The sequence below is a fragment of the Paenalcaligenes hominis genome (assembly GCF_011927625.1).
Taxonomy (GTDB): Bacteria; Pseudomonadota; Gammaproteobacteria; order Burkholderiales; family Burkholderiaceae_B; genus Paenalcaligenes; species Paenalcaligenes hominis.
Genome location: NZ_JAATIZ010000002.1, coordinates 472846 through 494446, shown reverse-complemented (window position 1 = coordinate 494446; position 21601 = coordinate 472846). Strand labels below are relative to the sequence as shown.

The window sequence follows — 21601 nt, the reverse complement described above, 5'->3', positions numbered from 1 at the left end:
CAGCATGGAAAGCATTGATCTCTTAGTACTTAGGCAGTTAACCGCATGGCGTCAAGCGTCACACCATGCAGTATTAGTAACGGTCTTGCAAACATGGGGCTCGTCGCCGCGCCCTGTAGGGGCCATGATGGCTATTCGTGAAGACGGCCGTGTGGTTGGCTCGGTGTCGGGTGGCTGTATAGAGGACGATTTAATTCGTCAATTTAGTCAAACCGGTGCGTTAGCGGCTCAAGCGTCTCAATCCCCACAGCGGTTACGTTATGGGGTCAGTGCCGAGGAAGCGCATCGATTTGGACTACCTTGCGGTGGGGCCATTGAACTGTTATTAGAATTCAATCCTAATGCCGATCAACTCAGTCAGCTTTTGCATCAATTAGACGAGGGTGTGCTGATGATCCGTTCTTTGCACCTGGCAACCGGCACGGTGCGTTTGCAGCGCAGCGTACAGCCCGAGACGCTGTACTGCGATGGAGATTGGCTCCATGTGGGCTTTGGGCCGCGTTACCGTATGTTATTAATTGGTGCAGGGCAGTTAAGTGAATACCTAGCGACCATGGCGCTTTTTAACGGGTTTGATGTCACGGTCTGCGATCCACGTCGTCAATACCATCAGGGCTGGTCGGTGGCTAATGTTCACCTCGTAACAGGTATGCCCGATGACGAGGTGATGACATTTAGGCCCGATCCGCGTTCATGTATTATTGCCTTAACCCATGATCCTAAATTAGATGACTTGGCCTTGCTAGAGGCCTTGGCGTCGCCGGCCTTTTATGTGGGGGCGATTGGCTCTAGAAAAAACCACGCTTTGCGTCGCGCTCGCATGATTGAACACCTCGACCAAACCGAACACGACCTTGCCAACTTAAAAGGGCCTATCGGTATTTACATAGGCAGCAAAACGCCTGCGGAAATTGCCGTGAGCATCATGGCCGAAGTGATTGCGCATAAAAACAATGTCCCAGTACCCAACCAATTAACGGTGCAAGGGGCTAAAGATCAGGCCGATGGAGTTGATGAGTGCGAACAAAGCCAGTACGTACCGGTTTAGTGCTAGCGGCTGGAAAAGGCACACGTTTTGATCCGACCGGACAACAGAATAAACTGTTAACCCCATTAGCGCATGGGGGCAGTGTGTTGCACAGCAGTTGTGCGGCCTTACGTCCGCATGTGGATGAGCTGGTTGTGGTACTCCGCACACCCTGTGTGCGCATTGAGGCCGAGCTGAACGCCTTACAACCCCGTTATGTGTACTGCCCTCAGGCTGACCAAGGCCTGGGCCATAGCTTAGCGTGTGGTATTCAGCAAACAAAGCCCCAACAACTTTGGTTGGTGGCCCTAGGCGATTTGCCCTTTATTCAGCCAGCGACTTATCAAGCCGTATTAGCCGCGCACGCCTCCTATGGCGGCATTGTGCGACCAAGCTACCAACAACAAATCGGTCACCCTGTGTTGTTCCCGGCGGCACTCGCCGATGAGCTAGCTCAGGTTCATCATGCTGACGGCCCCAAACCTCTCTTTAAAAAATACGCTGCCCAAAGCCGCGTTATAGAGGTTGAAGACCCAGGCGTGTGTGCCGACATTGATTACCCGCAGCATCGCTATCGCCGTCAGCCTTAACTTCCTTATTACTAACGCTTTTTTACCATCACAGCTCGTTGCCCCGAGGTGTGGTGGTTTTTTTGTGCTGGTTTACGCTTATTTCTCATTAATCGAGACATTTTATTTTGATTATTGTTGTTTTGGGCGTAGAATAAGCCTATGCCGATTAATTATTAGGATGAGTTATGGGAGCAACCACTGTACACGTTTCGACGGCAGAGCCACAGCACAAGTCGGATCGACCTCAGACAAAACAGACCGACATACCACGCAAACCGTCTATTTGGCAGGGCATTGCTCTAGCCGCAGGCTTAGCGGTAGTCGCCACCGTATTAGGGCGTTGGTTACCAACGGTGGGCGGGCCGGTATTTGCCATCGTATTGGGTTTAGTGATCCGAAACAGTTTAGGCATGCTGCCTGTGTTTCAGCCTGGCTTAGCTTTTGCTTCCAAAAAAGTGTTGCAGTGGTCCATTATTGCCTTAGGGTTTGGTCTAAGTTTTACGCAGGTGGTGCAAACAGGTTTTGAATCACTGTGGGTAACCCTAATCACGATGGCGGCTGCGTTTATTGTGGCGGCTGTATTAGGGCGTGCGCTAGGCATACCGGATAAACTGCGTACCTTAATTGGGGCGGGAACGGCAATTTGTGGTGGCTCCGCTATTGCAGCGGTGGCGCCCATTATTAAACCCGAAGAGCATGAAACCGCTTTTGCTATTTCAACGATTTTTCTTTTTAACGTAGTGGCTGTGCTGGTGTTCCCTTTCTTTGGGCATGCTTTAAATATGTCAGACATTGGTTTTGGCTTATGGGCTGGCACGGCAATCAATGACACCTCTTCCGTTGTAGCGGCTGCCTACAGTTACAGCACCGAAGCCGGCGATTACGCCACGGTAGTCAAACTAACCCGAGCGACGTTTATTATTCCTATTTGTTTGTTTTATGTGGTGTTAGAGGTGCGACGCCAGCAACAACAAGGCGGTGGGTTTAGCATTCAGCGTCTTATCCCTTGGTTTATTGTGTGGTTTGTGGTGGCTTCTATGGTGCGCTCTACAGGTGTCTTGCCTGCCGAGGTGCTTAGCGTATTGCAAATCGTGGCACAGTTTTTAATGGTGCTGGCGCTTGCTGCGATTGGTTTATCGAGCAATATGCGTTTAATGGCACGTACTGGCTGGCGTCCTGTTGCCCTAGGCCTAGGGGTGTGGATAGCAGTGGCGGTAACGAGTTTAGCTGTACAGCTCTATAGTGGTGCTTGGTAAAACGCTCTCCAAAAATAATAATTAGGTGGTTCTCATTCGCTCTTCCCTAGGGAAGAGCTTTTTTTAACTTGTGTATTGCTGCAGAAAGGTAGTAGCTTGCAGGGCTAAGGCATGATCCTCGGCCAAGGTGCGCCCGCTAATTCCGACGGCCCCGATTAGAGTTGAGCCCAGTTCTAATGGAACCCCACCGGGCAAAGCGCAAAGGTTAGGATCCATAAAATCACTAAGCAATAAGGACTCGCGGTGTAAACGCTGTTGTAAAGCAAGCGTACTGGTACCAAAGCGCGCAGAACTATAGGCTTTTGCTTGGGCAATGGCAACGGTACGCACAGGCGCTCCGTCCATTCGTAAGAAATAATGCAATACCCCGTCTGGATGGCTTAGTGCAATACACACTGGCGCTAAGCCATCGGCGCGGGCCTGCTGTACCAGCCATTCGCCCAGCGCTTGAGAAAGAGAATCAGTCAATAAAACGGTCATAATCAAAGTAAAAAGAGAGAAATGCTGGGAACAAAGGTAATGACTAATAACACAGCAATCATCATCAACAGAAAAGGAAAAGCCGCTTTAGCTATTTTTTCTATACCTACTTTCGCAATACTACTGGCGACAAATAAATTGACCCCTACGGGCGGTGTAATAAATCCAATCGCCAAACCCACCACCATAATCACCCCAAAGTGAATGGGATTAATACCAATGCTGGTAGCAAGTGGCAGCAAGACGGGCGTGATAATAACAATGGCTGCTAAAGCCTCCATAAAAACGCCAATCACAAGCAATAGCGCAATGATTAACAGCAGAATAATGGTTTTACTTTCCGTCAGCGACAGTACGTACTGAGCCACGGTTTCTGGAATTTGCTCGATGGTCATGATGTTGCCAAAAATGGTGGCCATGGCCATGAGGACGATAATAATGGAAGAGGTGGCCGCTGCTTCGATGGTCGCGCTCCAAAGCTTGCTCCAGCTCAGTTCTTTATAAACAAACATCCCGATGATTAAACCGTACAGAGCCGCCACGGCAGCGGACTCAGTAGGCGTCATAATACCTCCATAGATCCCACCTAAGATAATGACGGGAACCAGTAAAGCCCACTTCGCATCATAAATAGCGCGCAAAATAGCGCGTAGGGAACGATCGCCTGGCTCACCACGCCATCCTTGCTTTTTAGAGATAAAGTACGCCGCCAACATTAAGGCGCTGCCCATTAATAGCCCCGGTAAGATACCGGCAATAAATAACTTGCCAATCGACGCTTGCGCAGAAACCCCATACACCACAAAAGGATTACTGGGGGGAATAATGACGCCAATCGCGCCTGCACACGCCACAAGCGCAGCTGAAAAGTAGGTGTTATAGCCGCGCTTGGTCATCGCAGGAATCGTGATAGCGCCGATCGCGGCCACCGTGGCGGGGCCCGAGCCACTAATGGCAGAGAAAAACATACAAGTCATCACACTCGCCAACGCTAAGCCCCCAGGCAGTGAGCCCACTAACTTATCTGCCACGCCCAATAACCGCTCGGATAGCCCCCCTGCACCCATAAAGACTCCGGCCGCAATAAAGAAGGGAATGGCCATAATGGGAAAAGAGTCAATCGACACAAAAGCAATTTGGGCGGTGTAATCCAAGGGCAGCGCGCCGGTGCTTAAAATAGTCAGCACACTGGCTAAGCCTAAAGCAAACGCAATAGGCACCCCAACAAGAATAAATACAAAAAAATACCCAAACAGCATGCTGGCCGCCGAGCTGGTCTGCGTTAGAAACGCCGGGGCAAGCAACAACAGGGCAAACACAGCACCTAGCCCATAATCGCGCCAACTAAGTTGTGTTCTAAGCGCAAACAAACACTGTAAAGAGCGAATACACATTAAGCCAAACGCCAAGGGCAAAATGAAATAAGGGATGGCATAGCTAATTTTTAACGAGGGTGTGGTCTGAGGGAACTGCAATTGCATGGCAATGTGAGCACTCCCCATTTTTAGAAACACCGCAGTTAAAAAGAGGCTTAATAAGTGAATAGCGACCCAGACAATGTTGCGCTGCTTTAGGCTGAGCGCATTGTGAATGAGATCCACTCGAATAGAGCTGTTCGATAAAATAGCTAAGGGTATAGCCAGATAAGAAATCCAAATAAAAATATAACGTGCTAGCTCCTCCGTCCACGTAGCCCAACCAACTTTAGCTCGTAACGCGTTCAATAGCGTTTCGGGTTGTATGAGGTGGCTCAACCAGACACGATGACTGGGATCAGAAGCTAGTTGGGTTAAAGAGGAAAGCGAATAGCGAAATAGGGTCTGGTAATTGATGATAAGGATCATCAAAAGTAAACCAAAAAAAAGAAAAGGCTTTTCAATTTGGTTTAAGCGATGAGAGAGGGCAGAAGTGGTCATAGTCAGGCTCTAAAAAACCCTCCTGGGCTTGCACCAAGGAGGGTTATCAACGCTTATTATTTCTGTGTGTCTTGCACCATTTTGACTAGCTCAGCAGGGAGCTGTGCGGCATAGGTGTCAAAAACAGGTTGGGTTAACTGTTTGAATTCCTCAATTTCCTCGGGGGTGGCGTCATGAATTTTGATGCCTAGCTCTTCAAACTCAGCGCGGGCTTTTTTCTCATTAGCGGGGTAAAGGGTTTCACGTTGATACGTCACTGCCTCAAGAGCGGCTTCTTGAATCACAGCTTGCACGGCGGGGTCTAGCGAATCCCACCACTTTTTATTGGCCATGGCGACTTGCATGCCGTAGTTATGGGCAGAGGTAATAGCATATTTCAGCGTTTCATGGTGCTTAGCACCGGCTAGATGAGGGAAGGTATTGCCTTCGGCATCAATGGTGCCTTGCTGCAATGCGGTATAGACTTCGCCCCAAGCAATGGGGGCAGGGTTCGTATGCAACGCTTTTGCTACTTCGACCTCAACAGGTGAGTCGGTAGTACGCATTTTTAAACCCGCCAGATCGGCCGCTTTGTTTAGGGGTTTATTTGCAGATACAAAATGGCGGTACCCATATTCGGCATACATAATAGGGTGTAAGCCGATTTTATTTGCCACCCCTTCAAAGTAAGTGTGCAGTGAACCGCCTGGGTTCATGGCCTCGTACAGCTGTTCTTGTTTTTCAGGGCTAGTGATATAAGGCAGGTCAAACACCTGAAATTGGTTAGAGAAATTGGCTAAGTTGGGGGTTGAGCTGACGCCAATTTCTAAGGAGCCGCGTTGTGCGCCTTCTACGAGGACTCGGTCGCTACCCAACACGGCGTTAGGAAAGACTTGAACTTGAATTTTTTTATCGGATTTTTCTGCCACTAGCTCGGCAAATTTTTGATAGGCCCCTGTAATGTGGTTGCCGGGGGGCGCTGTGTGAGCCAGCTTAAACTTAAGCGCTGGTCCGGTGTATTCGGCGTGGGTGATCGAAGAAAGACTAAGCAAGCCTAAAGCGATTAAGCCAGATAAGTAGGTAGCGGGTTTCACGATTGTCTCCTGAATTGGAATTATTAGTCTCATATAGTGGTATTTCATCTTACTGGTCAGGTTTTTAATTCGCAATATCTCGCTCTCAGGATTAACCCTTTGTTATCTATACAAAAAAAGCGGTAAACCCGTGCTTGGGTTACCGCTTAAGGAGGCACAAAGGAGAAAGAGTTAAAACATAAAGGTCATGGATTTAACGCTGCCGTACATAAGCCCTAAACCTATGATCACTAAGCTGATAAAGGTGATACGGCGCATGGTGGTGGGGCTGACGGGCGGAGGAAAGCGTTGAGCCAATAAAGTGAAAATAGCGACACAGGGGATGGCAATCGCAGATGTCACTAAGGTTTCAGTGGGTAAACCTTCCGTAATTACTTCGTAAAACGTGCGAGTGAAAGCGGTACAGGCAAACATCAGCAACAGCATATTGCGGATGACGGCCATTTCCATAGGCTGACGGTACATGTGAAAAATAACGGGCGGGCCTGGCATACCAAATAGGCCTCCGCATAGACCGGAAATGAAGCCAATCCCAAAAAAAGATTTTAAGCTGGATTCCTTAGTGCGCTGCTTAGGGCGCAGAGCAAAACTAATGCCGCTATATACAATAATGAGGCCTAATAAAAACTCAAGGATACTGGCTGCTTGGGCATTCAGAAAATTAAGTAACACCACCCCGATCACACTGGAAGGCACAATGCCAAGCAAGGTGGTATTTGCAATGCGCCAGTCAATATGATGAAGGTGTCTGGGCAAAGCAATTGCGCTGTTAACTAAACTGATCAAACTGACAACCGTAGCAATAAAAGGCACGCTGGTCAGCTCTAGCCCACTGCTTAGTCCAATCACAATCATGGCTAAGCCAAAGCCTGTGACCGTTTGGAAATACGTACCAATGGCAATGACCAAAAGCAGTACAGATAAGGTTAAAAAGCTCATGTGGTGTTCTTTCTCATGTGGGCTTGTAGCGAGGTGATTGCAATCACGCAATACACGTCTTCTGTGCTACAACCCCGGGATAAATCGTTGATGGGTTTAGCCAGCCCCTGAAGCAGTGGGCCAATAGCAGTGGCGCCGCCCAAGCGTTCTGCAATCTTATAGCCAATGTTGCCCGCGTCTAGATTCGGGAACACAAAGACATTGGCCTGACCTTTGACTTGGGAGTTTTTGAGCTTTTTGACAGAAATTTCTGGAATAATAGCCGCATCAAATTGTACATCTTCGTCAATAGCCACGCCGGGCAGAGCGGCTTTAACGCGCTGTGCGGCCTGAATGACTTTGGTGACGGCCGGATGTTGGGCGCTGCCCCCCGAGGAAAAGCTGAGCATAGCAATGCGAGGTTCAACATTCAGCAAATAACGGGCATTTTCAGCGGCTGCAATGGCAATGGCTGCAAGTTCTTCTTCATTGGGGTCAATCACTAAACCACAATCTGTGAAAATAACGCCACTGCGTGTGGGATGGTGATCTTTATCCAAAAACATAAGGAAAAAGCTTGAAACAAGGCTCGCTTCAGGGGCTTTACCTATAAGTTGTAGGGCACTGCGCACCACATCTGCGGTACTATAAATAGCACCTGCTACCGCACCATCGGCATACCCACAATGGGTAAGCATAGTGCCAAAACACAACGGGTCGTCCAAAGCGTGTTGCGCTTTTTCAGCAGTCATCCCTTTATGAGCACGACGTGCAAGCAGAGCCTGTTCCAATTCAGTCCTTTTTTCTGAGGTGGCAGGGTCTTCAATAATCAGGTCTTGAATATCAAGATAATGCTCCGTAGCCAATTGGTGTATGGCTGCGGTGTTGCCTACAAGCGTCATATAGGCCAAGCCATGTTGGTGCGCTCGGCATGCCGCTGTCAAGATTCGAGGGTCTTCGGCTTCACAAACCACTATTCGTGCTGGGTTCTTTTTAGCTGAATGGATCAGGTGGTTTAATAATTGCATATATCGCCTCGGTCTCGTTTTTTGGTACATTAGGTATCGTTTATTGTTTTATAGAATTTAGCGAGAAATTAGGCTAAGGTCAAGATTTTGTACTTTTTTTGGTATATTTTGTATTAGATAATAGAATTTAGGTGCTCAGAATGAACAATAAAGTGAACCCAGCGGATCTGGAGTCCGTAAAAATTGCAGGCGATACACCTGCGATGCGCTTGTTTAGCCTGCTAGAGCTGATTGCCGCCCAAGAGCGACAGTTTGCTTTGCAGGACTTAGTCGATAACACCGACTTACCCAAGCCCACCGTACACAGAATGCTGCAGCAGCTTGAAAACGCGGACATGTTAATGCGCGATACGGACGGGCGCCATTACTGTGTGGGGGGGCGTTTACGCCGTTTAGCCGAAGACTTGCTCTTTAACGACACCCGGTACGGGGCACGCCATGCCGTTTTAAAGTCGTTAGGCAATGAGCTAGGTGAAAGCTGTAACTTAACGGCCCTAGCCGGCAACGAAGTGTTGTATTTAGATCGGGTGGAAACCGAGGCGCCATTGCGGTTTTATTTACGTCCCGGGTCACGAGTACCCGTGCATTGCTCAGCCAGTGGTAAAGTGTTGCTAGCCCAAATGCCGCCCGCACAACGGCGTCGACTCTTAGCTAATGCGCCGTTTGATGTCTATACAAAAAACACCATTCAAAGCCTAGAGGAGTTTGAGGTTGAGCTTGAGAAAGTCAAACAGCAGGGTTACGCGTTTGATAACGAAGAGTTTTTGCCCGGTTTGTTTTGTGTGGCGGTGTTAGTCCCACGGCCCGATGGCAGTCGCTCGAATATGGCGGTTGCTACCCAAGCCCCCATTATGCGTATGACACCAGACAAGGCGCTAGAAACCTTGCCTGCACTGCAACGTGCGGCACAGGCATTAACTCAAATCGAGGCCCAGCTGAGCGAGTCCTAATCTACCGTCGTGACCCACGTAAGCTTTGGATAAAGTCATCAATAAAATGATTGTCTAAACCTTTGTGTAAGTCAGCAATAAGAGCGTGTTGATACAGTTGACCTAAATCTAAACCGATACCAATGCCGCATACCTCTACACCAAGTGCTTGAGACTGGCCAAGCACTTGCTGCAGATGGTTATCAATATAAAAATCGTCATTGGCTAGGTTGGTGGCACTGTCCATCGGCGAGCCATCCGACACCACATACAGCAGTCTGCGCGCGCTAGATTGAGCCAAGAGGCGTTCAGTGGCCCACTGCACTGCTTCGCCATCAATGCCCTCCCTATACAAATCCAATTTCAACAACGCCATAATGGCACGGTTGGCATGTTGCCAAGAGGTGTCCGCTTCTTTAAAAATACGGTGCTCCACCTCGTTCAATCGCCCAGGGTGAGGCTTGCGTCCCGTGGCACGCCAGCGTCTATAAGGTCGCCCACCGTTCCAGGCTTGTGTAGAAAACCCAAGCACTTCAGTTTGAGCCCCTGCTCGCTCTAGGGCTTTACACAATAAGTCCACCATCATCGTCAAGGTTTCAGCATGGACTTTCATCGAGCCTGAGCAGTCAATTAAAAAACTCACACTGGTTTGATGTTGGATAAGCGGTTGGGGACGTTTGAATAAACGCCGCTCCATGGGAGAACTGATCAATTGCGTCAGCCGACGGCCATCAATCAGTCCTTCTTCTTGATCCCATTCCCAGCGCTCTCCTAGCGGTCGCTCTAAGGCACGGCGTATGCGCTGTACGAGCAAAGGAAAAGGAATATGCTGTGCAGCAATACGCTGATTAATACGTTCGCGGTATTCTTCGAGTAATTCTGGGCGCACACTGTCAGCCGGGTAAATGACACGGTCAAACTGGTCGTCAAAAATGGCATAACGCTCTTTAAGGGCGCTAAATACTTCACTTTGTGCTGATTCGACGGTATGAATTGCGCCTTCTTGACCGGCATCCAGGTCGAGCAATAACGCAAAAGCGTCTTGGCTGGCCTCGTCTTCGTCCTCATCGGTATTTTGCTTTTTTTTGTTAGCTAAGGCCTGCTCTACACTGCGTGCTACGACGTGAGCAATGGCTAAAGCATGAGGAATATAATTTGATTGATTATGGCGATCACGTCGCAGGCCGGCTAGAGCCGTGCCTAGTTCCGCATTGATAGAAGCCCGAGTGGCCTCAATCAAGTCTTCGGTTTCCTCGTAGACGGGACGCCCCATCAAGCGGCTCCAACACATCTGGGCCACGGTATAAAGCAAAATGCCCAAGGCGGATTGTGTATGACCAGCATGATGGAAACCAGCGGACCAATAATAAAAGCGTTTCTCTAAGTTGGCTTTCACCCCGGGTAGGGTGTCGGGGGTTAAGGACTCAGTGCGCAAGCTTTCTAACCAATCAAAAACCAGACGGGCTAGGGGGTCATCAGGTAAATGGGATTGATGCAGTGTTTGGTCACTGTATTGCAGACGGATGGCCAAACTATCAGCGACCCCGCGCAAAAACTCTAACTGTTCCTCGGGCTGCAAACGTAAATGAGGCGCATACGAGGCCAGACTCTGATTTCCTTTAAAAAAGTGCTGTTGCCGTAAATGAATACTGGGGTCAGCAGCTAAAGCACGAGTCACCGCAGCACTGAGCTCGCGGACGCGACGTTGTTGGCGCAAGGCGTCTGTGGATGCCGTCATAATAAGAGCCCTCCAGAGGTCAAAAGCATTACCACATCAGTTCTTCATTAAAACAACGCTGATACAGTTCTGCCACCATCGCTTTTTCTGCATCATCACATTTATTTAAATACGATACGGCAAAAGCACGTTGTTTATCCTTGAAAATTGTGCAGTTTTCCGCCCAAGTAATGACGGTACGGGGTGACATTAAGGTGGATAAATCGCCAGCAGCAAAGGCTTGACGCGTTAGGTTCGCTAAAGTGACCATGGCCTGAATATCTTGAGCACCTTGCGTGGTGTTTTTAATGGGAACACGGCCTAAAACAATAGCCACCTCTTGTTCTGGATCCATGTAATTCAGGTTTGCGACAATATTCCAACGGTCCATTTGAGCGTGGTTGAGCTGGTGGGTGCCATGATAAAGCCCTGTGCTGTCGCCTAGCCCGACGGTATTGGCTGTGGCAAAAATGCGAAAGTAAGGGTGCGGTGTTAAGACCTTATTTTGATCCAACATAGTGAAACGGCCGTCTTGCTCTAGAATTTGCTGAATCACAAACATGACATCAGGCCGACCTGCATCGTACTCGTCAAAAATTAAAGCCACTGGGCGTTGTAGCGCCCAAGGAATAACCCCCTCTTGAAAAGAGGTCACTTGTAAGCCATCCTCAATACGGATGGTGTCTTTGCCGACCAAATCCAGACGACTGATATGGCCGTCTAGATTAACGCGTATACATGGCCAATTTAAGCGCGCAGCCACTTGTTCAATATGGGTGGATTTACCTGTGCCGTGACGTCCGTGAACAAGTACACGTCGGTTGTTGTTAAAACCCGCCAAAAGAGACAGGGTGACTTCTGGGTCAAATAAGTAGGCCTCATCAATTTTAGGCACGTACTCGGTGGGCTCTTCAAATGCCATCACGTGCATGGTGCTGTCAAAATTAAATAGCTCTTGTACAGAAACCTGACGGGTAGGTTGTTCAAGTAAGGTTTGCATTCTCGTCTCCAAAAAAGCCCCTATACAGTGTGATTTTTAGGGCTTATACATAGGGTTAATCATATATTATTAGAAAAAACGACACAAATCATTTCATTTATTTGTATTTTTGTGTTAGCTTAACCCTAAATGACTAAGAATCTCGAATTAAAGTATTTCTTGTCTTGGAATTTGTAATTAGTGTGGCGGGTACGCTTAGCTCGCCAAATTTGGAGACTTCATAACATGAGCCAAGTAGTTGATAACCGTAAAGTGGTCAGCGGCGTGACCAAGATGACCCCCTCCGAAGCCTTCGTGGAGACCTTGGTTGCCAATGGCACCACCGATATTTTCGGGATCATGGGTTCTGCATTTATGGACGCAATGGATATCTTTGCTCCAGCTGGCATTCGTTTAATTCCTGTTGTTCACGAGCAAGGTGCTGCGCATATGGCTGATGGCTATGCGCGCGTGTCCGGTCGCCACGGGGTAGTGATTGGGCAAAACGGCCCAGGTATCAGTAACTGCGTGACAGGTATTGCCGCAGCGTACTGGGCCCACAGCCCGGTGGTCATTATTACACCTGAAGCCGGTACCAACACCATGGGTCTAGGCGGTTTCCAAGAGTGTAATCAGTTGCCTATGTTCCAAGAGTTCACCAAGTACCAAGGGCACGTGACCAATCCAGCCCGTATGGCTGAATACACAGCCCGTTGTTTTGACCGCGCGAAGAGCGAAATGGGTCCTACACAACTTAATATCCCACGTGACTACTTCTATGGTGAAGTCACATGTGAAATTCCTCAGCCTCAGGTACTAGACCGTGGTCACGGTGGCGAGCAATCATTAAATGAAGCCATTGAGCTTTTACGTAACGCTAAATTCCCCGTCATTATTTCTGGCGGTGGTGTGGTCATGGGCGACGCCGTGGAAGAGTGTATTGCACTAGCCGAGCGTTTAGGTGCGCCCGTAGTGAACAGCTATCAGCACAACGACTCCTTCCCTGCTAGCCACCCACAGTGGTGCGGTCCATTGGGTTACCAAGGTTCCAAAGCCGGCATGAAATTAATTTCTCAGGCAGACGTAGTGATTGCACTGGGTTCACGCTTAGGCCCATTTGGTACCTTGCCTCAGTATGGCATGGACTACTGGCCTAAAGACGCCAAAATCATTCAAATTGATGCCGATCACAAAGTCTTGGGCTTAGTGAAAAAAATCTCCGTTGGTATTTGTGGTGATGCTAAAGCCGTGGCAACTGAATTGACCAAGCGCTTAGCTGATGAAACCTTGGCATGTGACGCAACCAAAGAAGAGCGCGCCAAGAAAATGGCAGCTGAAAAAGCCGAGTGGGAAGCCGAACTAGACGGTTGGACTCATGAAAAAGATCCATACAGCCTAGACATGATCGCAGAAAACGCCAAAGAGAAAACCTTCAACGGTGGCGATTACTTGCACCCACGTCAGGTATTGCGTGAGCTAGAAAAAGCCATGCCAGAGAACGTGATGGTGTCCACAGACATTGGTAATATCAACTCGGTTGCACACAGCTACCTGCGTTTTGAAAAGCCACGTAGTTTCTTTGCTCCGATGAGCTTTGGTAACTGTGGTTATGCACTACCTACCATCATTGGCGCTAAAGCCGCTGCTCCAGATCGTCCTGCTATTGCTTACGCTGGCGATGGCGCATGGGCAATGAGCATGATGGAAATCATGACTGCTGTACGTCATGACATTCCCGTTACGGCAGTGGTGTTCCACAACCGTCAGTGGGGTGCAGAGAAGAAAAACCAAGTCGAGTTCTACGATCGTCGCTTTGTAGCGGGTGAGCTCGAAAGCCCATCGTTTGCTGGCATTGCCGAGTCCATGGGTGCCGAAGGCATCGTAGTGGATCGTCTAGAAGACGTGGGTCCTGCACTAAAACGTGCCATTGACATGCAAATGAACGAAGGCAAAACCTGCGTGATTGAAATCATGTGTACACGCGAGCTAGGCGATCCATTCCGCCGTGATGCATTACGCAAGCCTGTACGTATGCTAGATAAATACAAAGATTACGTCTAAGTCTTTGTAGATGACTGGCTGCACTGTAGGAGCCTGGTGCTCCTACAGCGCTTTTTGAATAGAAGTAGAGGTAGTAAATTTCATGGCCACAGACCCATTTGTTTTAGCCGGAAAATCGTATCAATCCCGTTTGCTCGTTGGTACAGGAAAATATAAAGACTTCGACGAAACGCGCGCTGCCATTCTAGAAAGCGGTGCCGAAATCGTAACTGTTGCCATACGACGCACTAATATAGGTCAAACCGCCAATGAGCCCAGTTTGCTTGATTATGTGTCGCCCAATGAGTTCACGTATTTACCTAACACAGCAGGCTGCTACAGTGCTCAAGACGCCATTCGTACCTGCCGTTTAGCACGTGAACTTTTAGATGGGCATTCACTCGTTAAGCTAGAGATTTTTGGTAGTCCATCCAATTTATACCCCAACATGCCTGAAACCCTAGCGGCCACCAAAGAGCTAGTACGAGACGGCTTTGATGTGATGGTGTATTGCTCAGATGACCCTGTACAAGCCAAGATGCTCGAGGACTTAGGCTGTGTAGCGGTGATGCCGCTAGCCTCTATTATCGGCTCTGGCATGGGGGTTTTAAACCCATGGAATATACAACTCATACTTGAACAACTCTCTGTTCCTGTGCTGTTAGATGCGGGTGTAGGTACTGCTTCTGACGCCACGATAGGGATGGAGCTAGGGTGTGATGCGGTGCTGATGAATTCAGCGCTAGCCTATGCCCAAAACCCGATCCTGATGGCCCGCGCCATGCGCCGTGCAGTACAAGCTGGTCGCGACGCCTATTTAGCGGGTCGTATGCCTAAAAAGCATTATCTAGCCGAGCCGTCTTCCCCTACAACGGGATTAATTCATACTCAGGCACAACCTGTGGCGCAATAACTCTAGACACAAAATCCGAATACGTCATTACGACATAGAGCACGGTTTAGACCACAGGCTTAATCAAGCATGTGGTCTTTTTTATTTGGATCCAGGTCAAAAGCCGGGTTACTAAAAAGTTGAGGGCTAAAGGAAAAACCGAATAGGAAAAAGGTTGACGATCGGTTACTTTTCAATTTGGCTCATACAACAGGGAGAGGGACAATGAATAAAGAGTCAAGTGGGGTGATGTGGCGACAGCAGTTCTTACGCCATGCAAACCTTGGACTCAGCCTGCAAGCGCAGGTGCGCCAGATGGTAGTAGGGGTAGTCCTAGAGGGGCAGTGGCCTACTAGCATGGCTATTCCTTCAAGCCGAGAAATGGCAGAGATCCTTGGTTTAGCGCGTAATACCGTAGTCATTGCCTATCAAAACTTAGTGGATGAGGGCTATTTAATTGCTTACGAACGGCGCGGTTATTTTGCCAACCCCGCGCTCATGCAACAAATTAGGCATGCACCACGTCAAGCTCATGACATTGATCCCGCTCAACGACCTAACTGGAGCCAACGGTTTCGTTTTGATCCCGAAGCCCAGCGCAACATCACCAAAAAAGCCAATTGGCGCCATTATCCCTATCCTTTCATTTATGGCCAGTTCGACAGTGAAACTTTCCCCAGTGCGGCGTGGCGCGCGTGCTGTATGGCAACGCTCAGTGCGCTTGAGGTCTCAGAATGGGCGCAAGACATGTTCTTGCGCGATGACGAAGGCTTGATTAAACAGCTTCGTTTACGTGTTTTACCGCGTCGTGGGGTGTGGGTTAATGATAATGAACTCGTGATCACTGTAGGGGCTCAGCATGCGTTGTATTTATTGGCTGATTTGCTGGTTGGGCTCGACAAAACAGTAGGTATCGAAGACCCGGGTTATCCGGATGCCCGCAATATTTTTTTAAGTCGCACTCAACAGGTGCAACCGTTGCCTATTGACGATCAAGGCTTAATTCTTGATGAAGACGCTTTAGCGCGTTGTGACTACGTCTACGTGACGCCCAGCCACCAAAGCCCCACCACGGTGCGGATGAGCTTAGAGCGTAAACAAGAGCTCTTACGCTTGGCGCAAAAGCACGATTTCATCGTAATTGAAGACGACTACGAAAGTGAAAATTGCCTGACCAACGAAGCCTCACCCAGCTTAAAAAGTTTAGATCAAACGGGCCGAGTCATTTATATCAGCAGTGTGTCCAAAGTGCTGGCACCGGGTATTCGTATGGGTTATGTGGCGGCTGACCCGATTTTAAGTCAACGTTTACGCGCTATTCGCCGTTTAAATATTCGGCATCCTACGGCATACATGCAGCGTGTTTTTGCGCAGTTTTTATCATTAGGCCATTACGATGCGGTATTACGCAAGCGCGCCGCTCTGCTTAGTGACAAAGCCGATGTCTTAATGCGCGCCCTCGACGAGCATCTTCCTTTTTTACGTTATCAGTACATCAGTGGGGGGGCAGCCTGTTGGGTAGAGTGTCCACCCTCTATGAATTCGCATGACCTTGCACAAGCAGCGGAACAACAAGGCGTTCTTATTGAAGTCGGCGACGTTTTTTTTACTAAAAGCGCTGAAAATCAGCATTTTTTCCGCTTAGGGTTTGCCTCTATATCACGCCAAAAAATTGAGCCTGGAATTCGGCAATTAGCGTCTGTAATCCGCATGCTCTATGGCTTTGGTGAAACACGGCATGCCAAGGCGATTTAATCTGGACCAATCGATTGTGGCCAGTTGGTTCTACGAGCTCTGCAGCACATTCAGTATGTTGGATGGAAGGATAAAATTTAGCTACACACGGAGACAATGATGTCAGAAAAAAACTTAGCCCTTTTGAAAGAATTTGCCGCTGCATGGAACCGCCACGATGTGGATGCATTAATGAGCATGATGACGGAAGACTGTGTCTTTCATACGGTAGCCGGTGATGGCCTACGTGGCACCACACATACTGGTCAAGCCGCTGTAGCAAAAGCTTTTGAACAGGCTTGGCTAACATGCCCCGATGCCCAATGGACCGACTTTATTGCACAAGTGGTCGATGACTTTGGTTTTTACAGCACCACGTACTCTGGCACCACCGCCGATGGCATGCGTACCGAAGCGCGAATGGTCGACTTAATTACCTTCCGCGATGGAAAGATCGCCATCAAAGACGCGTACAGAAAAAATCGTCCTGCATTTAAAAGTGAGTAAGGGTCATGAACGCATCAAACATGGAGCTATTACGCACTAAGGCCACCGCGGCTCGTTCTGCGTACGAGCCAGGCTATGACCCAATGCTTGATGCCACCCCAGGTGCTGGCGTAGATTATGCGCCTACATATTGGATTGGCACAGCAGGCGAACCGCCCGCTGATGATGGTCCCATTCAACACGACACCGAGGTTGAGGTTGCCATTATTGGGGCGGGCTTTACCGGCTTAACCACGGCTATTTTCTTGGCGCAAGAATACGGCATTCAGTCCGTTGTTCTCGAAGCCAATCGTACCGCATGGGGCTGTAGCACGCGCAATGGTGGCCAAGCACAGTGCGCTTCAGGTCGCCTGAAGCGTTCACAGTGGATTAAACGTTGGGGCTTAGATACGGCGTTGAAGATGCACCGTGAATGTGTCGAGGGCATGGAGAACTTTAAAGAGCTGATTAAGGATATCGATTGCGATCCTCAGCCCGGCGGCCATTTATACATTGCGCACCGCGCTAGAGTTATGCCTACCCTAGAGGAAGAGGCCAAACTATTACGCGACACGTTTGGTTATAACGCCCAAATCCTTGATGCACGCACAGTGAAAGAGCAGTGGGTGGGCGACCAAGAAGCCCACGGTGCGATGCACGAACCAGAAGGCATCGGTGTACACGCGGCCAAATTAGCCTTTGGTTATATTAAAAAAGCCCGTGCGTTAGGGGTAAAAGTCCATCCGGCTAGCCCAGTTGCGGGCTGGGAAACACGCGACGGCTACCATTATTTACGTACCCCAGGTGGCGTAGTTCGTGCTAAAACGGTAGCTGTAGCCACTGGTGGTTATACCTCCAACCATTTACACAAAGAGTTTAAAAATCGCTTGATGCCGGTGTTGTCAAACTCGGTCGTCACCCGACCACTGACACCCCAAGAAATAGCAGCATGTAATTTCCATACCCACCAAGTCCTAACAGACACACGTGTTTTACGTAATTACTATCGCTTACTGCCTGATAACCGCTTACAAATCGGCAGTCGCAGCGCCATTTCTGGTCGTCAAGCGCCTGAAGACAAGTACGAAAAGAATCTGCGTGAAGCCATTGCCCGCAAGTTTCCAGCCATAGCCGGTATCGAGCTGGAGTACTCGTGGTGGGGCTGGGTAGATGTAAGCCATGACATGATGCCTCGCATCGTCCAACCTGACCCTAAAGAGCGTATTTTTTATGCGATGGGATATGGTGGCAACGGGGTCATGTATTCATCCCAAGCAGGACGTCGTATGGCACAACGTATTGCCGGTCGTGGTGCAGAGCTAGACTTGCCCATCTTCCAAGATCGTTTGCCATTTCCTAATGTGCGCGAAATGGTGGTGTCCGAAGCCTTTGCGCCATTTAGACGCTTAGGACAACGATTTTTATATCGTTGGTATCACTTAAAAGACGAACAGTTGTAAGTGGTAGTTTCAAAAAAGGGCTACGGAAGTAGCCCCCCTACATACAAATACCTCTTAAAAACACAAAGAGGAAGGAGACAAACATGAAACTGAAGCAAAAACTATTAATGCCTTTTGCTCTAAGCATGGGCTTGTTGATGTCGAGCATGGTCTCGGCTCAAACCTTTAAAGTGGCCATTGGCGATGCACAAGGCGGTACCCAATACGAGCTAGCCAAAGCTTTTGCTGAAAAGCTAAGCGAAAAAACTGATGGCAAAGCCAAAGCCGACTTATTCCCTAATAGTCAGTTGGGCGATGAGCAAGATACCGTCAACGACGCAGCCATGGGCTTACTCGATTTTTCGGTCTTAGCCATTAATAACGTCACCCCGTTTTCCCCCTCGGTGGCCATTTTAACCTTGCCTTACTTGATTCAAAGTGTGGACGAAGCCAAAGAGCTCACACTGGGTCCAGTAGGCCAAGAGCTCACTAAGAATACGATTCGTGATGCAGGCGTACGTATTATTGGCTGGTCGTACTCAGGCTTTAGAGTGCTGACCAACTCCAAACGTCCAGTCAAAACTCTCGAAGACCTAAAAGGTCTGGTCATCCGTGTTCCTAAAAACGAGATCATGGTCTCTACTTACAATGCTTGGGGTGTAAACCCTAACCCATTGGCCTGGACCGAAACCTTTACGGCATTGCAACAGCGTGTGGTTGATGGGCAAGACAACCCTTACATCACGGTAGCGGCAATGAAGTTTGATGAGGTACAAAAGTACATCACCAACATTCGCTACTTGTTCTCGCTAGAGCCTCTCATCATCAGCGAACAGGTATTCCAATCACAAACACCAGAAATGCAGCAGATTATTCTGGATGCTGGTCTAGAAGCCACCGAGCACAGCTTTAATTACTTAAATGAAACCGAGAAAAAAATTAAAGAAGAGCTAGTGGCAGCCGGTATGGAAATTGTGGATCCAGCTAACGACGAGAAAGAATGGATCGAGGCAGCAACCAGTCAGGTTTGGCCTAAATTTTATGACGTAGTCGGCGGTAAAGAGCGCCTAGATGAAGTGATTAAAAGTCTAAACCGTTCCTAAACGTACTGAGCGCGAGCTGTTATTAACAGCTCGCGCTTTCGTATCTGTTGGTTCTATTGATTCGCTGCAGCTGGAGGTAGTCATGTCGGTAAAAGCGAAATTACTGCATGTGCTGGATCATGTTGAGGAATATGTGTGCGGCTTATTGCTCGCCGTATTTGTCACCTTATTATTTGTACAGATTCTATTACGACAATTTTGGGGCTATTCCATCCCATGGGGAGAGGAACTCGCTACCTACATGTTTGTCTGGTTTGCGTATTTAGGCGCCGTGGTAGCCGCCAAAATGTCAGCCCATAATCGGGTCACGTTTCAGTTTCGTTGGTTTCCACCGATTGTAAAGAAAATCAGTGAGGGCATTGCCGATCTCGTGTGGGTCGCTTTTAACTTGTACTTCACTTGGCTAAGTTATGACTTTGTATTTAATCGTATGAACCTGTTTTGGAAATCGCAAACTATGGGTATTCCAATGAAGTACTTTTTTATGGTATTACCCGCCGCATTTTTATTGATGTCCATTCGTATTATTTGGAATAACTATTTATTGTTTTTTAAATCTGTGGAAATTGTGGACCCAGAAACTCAAGAGCTTCAAGAGATCACAGAAACAGCCCAAGCCGCTAAAAACCCCACAGGCACTCCTTCGCAACTAGACGGAGCGGCATAATGGAACAGTATATTGTGGCGTTGTTGTTTGGCAGCTTTATTGTTTTGCTATTGATTGGGGCCCCCATAACGGTTTCGTTAGCTGGTGCGGCCCTAGTGGCGTTTTTAACCTTAGGTAAAAACCCCATTTCCTTTGTACAAATTGCTTTTACCTCGGTGGGGAGTTTTCCACTGATGGCTCTGCCTGCGTTTGTGCTGGCAGGCGCATTGATGGAGGCCGCGGGTATTTCGCGGCGTTTGGTAGATATTGCAGAAACCTTGGCCGGGCCCATTACAGGGGGCTTAGGGGTAGCCACCGTGTTAGCCTGTTTGTTTTTTGGGGCGATTTCCGGTTCGGGTCCAGCCACCACGGCAGCAGTGGGGATGCTAATGATCCCTGCCATGACCAAGCGTAATTACTCTTTAGACTACGCTTCTGCGCTAACGGCGTCGTCAGGCGGCTTGGGTATTATTATTCCGCCTTCTATTCCGATGGTGATTTTTGGTATTTCCGCCTTAGGTTTGCAGCCCCCACCCGAAGCCGTTGCGCAATATGGGCAGTTTAGCTCGGTGTCCATCTCAAAATTGTTTATTGCTGGGGTGGTGCCAGGGCTAGTCATGAGCAGTAGCTTATTGATTCTGAACTATATTATTTCCCGCAAAGAAGGCTATGCGGGCACCAACGAAGGTTGGTCTGTGTCCGAAGTTATGCATGCGTTACGTCGTGGTTTTTGGTCTGTGTTGGCGCCGCTTATTATTTTAGGTGGTATTTATGCTGGCTTTTTCACACCCACCGAGTCGGCTGTGGTGGCGGTGTTTTATACCGTGTTCGTGGGTATTTTTATTCACCGCGAGCTCAATTTTGCTAAAGCCTTTCATGCATTACGTACGACTACCTGGATTACCGGACGGGTACTGTTAATTTTATTTGCCGCTACCGTATTTGGACGCTTGTTAGTGGAACAACGCATTCCAGCGCTGATTGCCGAGTCTTTGCTTAGCTGGACTGACAATATGTATGTGATTTGGACGCTGCTCATTGCCTTTTTGTTGTTTGTGGGCATGTTCATGGAGACCTTAGCGGCCATCATGATTTTAGTACCGGTGCTTTTACCAGTCACGTACATGTTTGGCATCGACCCAACCCATGTGGGTATTGTGGTCATCTGTGCATTATCTGTGGGCTTTGTTACCCCGCCGTTAGGTGAAAATCTGTTTGTGGCTTCCGGTATTGGTGGGGCTACAGTAGAAAGCATTGTGGCGCGCGCCTTGCCCTTTGTGGCGGCCTATGTGGTGGCTATTTTCATTATTGCTTTTGTGCCCTCACTTTCTCTCTGGTTACCCAGATTAATGGGGTATTAATGTGA

The 21601-nt window shown here is 48.7% G+C and carries 19 protein-coding genes; 12 read left to right on the top strand and 7 right to left on the bottom strand.

Features of this window, described 5'->3' with window-relative positions; translation table 11 throughout:
* Positions 1-4 precede the first annotated feature (4 nt).
* The 3 genes from GGR41_RS06415 (at position 5) to GGR41_RS06405 (ending at position 2855) form a co-directional block, all read left to right on the top strand.
* Positions 5-1048 (top strand): XdhC family protein, encoded by a 1044-nt coding sequence (locus tag GGR41_RS06415; RefSeq protein ID WP_167661122.1) that lies wholly within the window; start codon positions 5-7, stop codon positions 1046-1048.
* Positions 1018-1617, top strand: coding sequence for a nucleotidyltransferase family protein (locus GGR41_RS06410; protein WP_167661121.1), 600 nt, complete (start codon positions 1018-1020; stop codon positions 1615-1617). The genes GGR41_RS06415 and GGR41_RS06410 overlap by 31 nt, the downstream gene beginning before the upstream one ends.
* Before the next feature lie 167 nt (positions 1618-1784).
* A complete protein-coding gene (locus GGR41_RS06405) occupies positions 1785-2855 on the top strand; it encodes a YeiH family protein (protein WP_077734359.1) in 1071 nt (356 codons plus the stop codon).
* A 63-nt stretch (positions 2856-2918) separates the two neighbouring features.
* Here the strand turns inward: GGR41_RS06405 and GGR41_RS06400 are convergent, their stop codons facing one another.
* The 5 genes from GGR41_RS06400 to pta all read right to left on the bottom strand — a co-directional run bounded on the left by GGR41_RS06400 (position 2919) and on the right by pta (position 8270).
* Positions 2919-3335: a GlcG/HbpS family heme-binding protein gene (locus tag GGR41_RS06400; protein WP_244951448.1), complete on the bottom strand. Its 417-nt coding sequence runs from the start codon at positions 3333-3335 to the stop codon at positions 2919-2921.
* 2 nt (positions 3336-3337) lie between these two features.
* Complete coding sequence (locus GGR41_RS06395) at positions 3338-5251, bottom strand: TRAP transporter large permease (protein WP_167661119.1); 1914 nt, start codon at positions 5249-5251, stop codon at positions 3338-3340.
* 56 nt (positions 5252-5307) lie between these two features.
* Complete coding sequence (locus tag GGR41_RS06390; RefSeq protein WP_229711036.1) at positions 5308-6324, bottom strand: TRAP transporter substrate-binding protein; 1017 nt, start codon at positions 6322-6324, stop codon at positions 5308-5310.
* A 171-nt stretch (positions 6325-6495) separates the two neighbouring features.
* Positions 6496-7263 (bottom strand): sulfite exporter TauE/SafE family protein, encoded by a 768-nt coding sequence (locus GGR41_RS06385; protein ID WP_077734362.1) that lies wholly within the window; start codon positions 7261-7263, stop codon positions 6496-6498.
* On the bottom strand, positions 7260-8270 hold the full coding sequence (pta, locus tag GGR41_RS06380; protein WP_167661117.1) for a phosphate acetyltransferase: 1011 nt from the start codon (positions 8268-8270) through the stop codon (positions 7260-7262). The genes GGR41_RS06385 and pta overlap by 4 nt, the downstream gene beginning before the upstream one ends.
* 140 nt (positions 8271-8410) lie before the next feature.
* On the opposite strand from pta, the gene GGR41_RS06375 reads away from it, so the two are divergent.
* On the top strand, positions 8411-9220 hold the full coding sequence (locus GGR41_RS06375) for an IclR family transcriptional regulator (protein WP_167661116.1): 810 nt from the start codon (positions 8411-8413) through the stop codon (positions 9218-9220).
* Between the two features lies 1 nt (position 9221).
* On the opposite strand, the gene GGR41_RS06370 is transcribed toward GGR41_RS06375, so the two are convergent.
* On the bottom strand, positions 9222-10937 hold the full coding sequence (locus GGR41_RS06370) for a cobaltochelatase CobT-related protein (protein ID WP_167661115.1): 1716 nt from the start codon (positions 10935-10937) through the stop codon (positions 9222-9224).
* Between the two features lie 28 nt (positions 10938-10965).
* Positions 10966-11916: an AAA family ATPase gene (locus GGR41_RS06365; RefSeq protein WP_167661114.1), complete on the bottom strand. Its 951-nt coding sequence runs from the start codon at positions 11914-11916 to the stop codon at positions 10966-10968.
* Between the two features lie 225 nt (positions 11917-12141).
* Between GGR41_RS06365 and xsc the strand changes: the two genes are divergently transcribed.
* The 8 genes from xsc to GGR41_RS06325 all read left to right on the top strand — a co-directional run bounded on the left by xsc (position 12142) and on the right by GGR41_RS06325 (position 21596).
* A complete protein-coding gene (gene xsc / locus GGR41_RS06360; protein WP_077734365.1) occupies positions 12142-13956 on the top strand; it encodes a sulfoacetaldehyde acetyltransferase in 1815 nt (604 codons plus the stop codon).
* Between the two features lie 82 nt (positions 13957-14038).
* Positions 14039-14848 carry a thiazole synthase gene (locus GGR41_RS06355; RefSeq protein WP_077734366.1) on the top strand — a complete coding sequence of 270 codons (810 nt, stop codon included), beginning with the start codon at positions 14039-14041 and terminating at the stop codon, positions 14846-14848.
* A 204-nt stretch (positions 14849-15052) separates the two neighbouring features.
* On the top strand, positions 15053-16582 hold the full coding sequence (locus GGR41_RS06350) for an aminotransferase-like domain-containing protein (protein ID WP_167661113.1): 1530 nt from the start codon (positions 15053-15055) through the stop codon (positions 16580-16582).
* Between the two features lie 99 nt (positions 16583-16681).
* Positions 16682-17068 carry a nuclear transport factor 2 family protein gene (locus GGR41_RS06345; RefSeq protein ID WP_167661112.1) on the top strand — a complete coding sequence of 129 codons (387 nt, stop codon included), beginning with the start codon at positions 16682-16684 and terminating at the stop codon, positions 17066-17068.
* Positions 17069-17073: 5 nt separating this feature from the next.
* Positions 17074-18507 carry an NAD(P)/FAD-dependent oxidoreductase gene (locus GGR41_RS06340; RefSeq protein WP_077734368.1) on the top strand — a complete coding sequence of 478 codons (1434 nt, stop codon included), beginning with the start codon at positions 17074-17076 and terminating at the stop codon, positions 18505-18507.
* Positions 18508-18590: 83 nt separating this feature from the next.
* The gene (locus GGR41_RS06335) at positions 18591-19589 is read left to right on the top strand and encodes a TRAP transporter substrate-binding protein (protein WP_167661111.1); all 999 of its coding nucleotides are present in this window, start codon (positions 18591-18593) and stop codon (positions 19587-19589) included.
* An 82-nt stretch (positions 19590-19671) separates the two neighbouring features.
* The gene (locus GGR41_RS06330) at positions 19672-20256 is read left to right on the top strand and encodes a TRAP transporter small permease (protein WP_077734370.1); all 585 of its coding nucleotides are present in this window, start codon (positions 19672-19674) and stop codon (positions 20254-20256) included.
* Positions 20256-21596 (top strand): TRAP transporter large permease, encoded by a 1341-nt coding sequence (locus GGR41_RS06325; RefSeq protein ID WP_167661110.1) that lies wholly within the window; start codon positions 20256-20258, stop codon positions 21594-21596. The genes GGR41_RS06330 and GGR41_RS06325 overlap by 1 nt, the downstream gene beginning before the upstream one ends.
* The last annotated feature ends 5 nt before the right edge of the window (positions 21597-21601 follow it).

What these genes read in the sequence shown, in the direction of transcription:
- GGR41_RS06415 (WP_167661122.1), top strand. Translation starts at nt 5, where the DNA reads ATGGAAAGCATTGATCTCTTAGTACTTAGGCAGTTAACCGCATGGCGT.
- GGR41_RS06405 (WP_077734359.1), top strand. Translation starts at nt 1,785, where the DNA reads ATGGGAGCAACCACTGTACACGTTTCGACGGCAGAGCCACAGCACAAG.
- GGR41_RS06400 (WP_244951448.1), bottom strand. Translation starts at nt 3,335, where the DNA reads ATGACCGTTTTATTGACTGATTCTCTTTCTCAAGCGCTGGGCGAATGG.
- GGR41_RS06395 (WP_167661119.1), bottom strand. Translation starts at nt 5,251, where the DNA reads ATGACCACTTCTGCCCTCTCTCATCGCTTAAACCAAATTGAAAAGCCT.
- GGR41_RS06385 (WP_077734362.1), bottom strand. Translation starts at nt 7,263, where the DNA reads ATGAGCTTTTTAACCTTATCTGTACTGCTTTTGGTCATTGCCATTGGT.
- pta (WP_167661117.1), bottom strand. Translation starts at nt 8,270, where the DNA reads ATGCAATTATTAAACCACCTGATCCATTCAGCTAAAAAGAACCCAGCA.
- GGR41_RS06375 (WP_167661116.1), top strand. Translation starts at nt 8,411, where the DNA reads ATGAACAATAAAGTGAACCCAGCGGATCTGGAGTCCGTAAAAATTGCA.
- GGR41_RS06370 (WP_167661115.1), bottom strand. Translation starts at nt 10,937, where the DNA reads ATGACGGCATCCACAGACGCCTTGCGCCAACAACGTCGCGTCCGCGAG.
- GGR41_RS06365 (WP_167661114.1), bottom strand. Translation starts at nt 11,916, where the DNA reads ATGCAAACCTTACTTGAACAACCTACCCGTCAGGTTTCTGTACAAGAG.
- xsc (WP_077734365.1), top strand. Translation starts at nt 12,142, where the DNA reads ATGAGCCAAGTAGTTGATAACCGTAAAGTGGTCAGCGGCGTGACCAAG.
- GGR41_RS06355 (WP_077734366.1), top strand. Translation starts at nt 14,039, where the DNA reads ATGGCCACAGACCCATTTGTTTTAGCCGGAAAATCGTATCAATCCCGT.
- GGR41_RS06350 (WP_167661113.1), top strand. Translation starts at nt 15,053, where the DNA reads ATGAATAAAGAGTCAAGTGGGGTGATGTGGCGACAGCAGTTCTTACGC.
- GGR41_RS06345 (WP_167661112.1), top strand. Translation starts at nt 16,682, where the DNA reads ATGTCAGAAAAAAACTTAGCCCTTTTGAAAGAATTTGCCGCTGCATGG.
- GGR41_RS06340 (WP_077734368.1), top strand. Translation starts at nt 17,074, where the DNA reads ATGAACGCATCAAACATGGAGCTATTACGCACTAAGGCCACCGCGGCT.
- GGR41_RS06335 (WP_167661111.1), top strand. Translation starts at nt 18,591, where the DNA reads ATGAAACTGAAGCAAAAACTATTAATGCCTTTTGCTCTAAGCATGGGC.
- GGR41_RS06330 (WP_077734370.1), top strand. Translation starts at nt 19,672, where the DNA reads ATGTCGGTAAAAGCGAAATTACTGCATGTGCTGGATCATGTTGAGGAA.
- GGR41_RS06325 (WP_167661110.1), top strand. Translation starts at nt 20,256, where the DNA reads ATGGAACAGTATATTGTGGCGTTGTTGTTTGGCAGCTTTATTGTTTTG.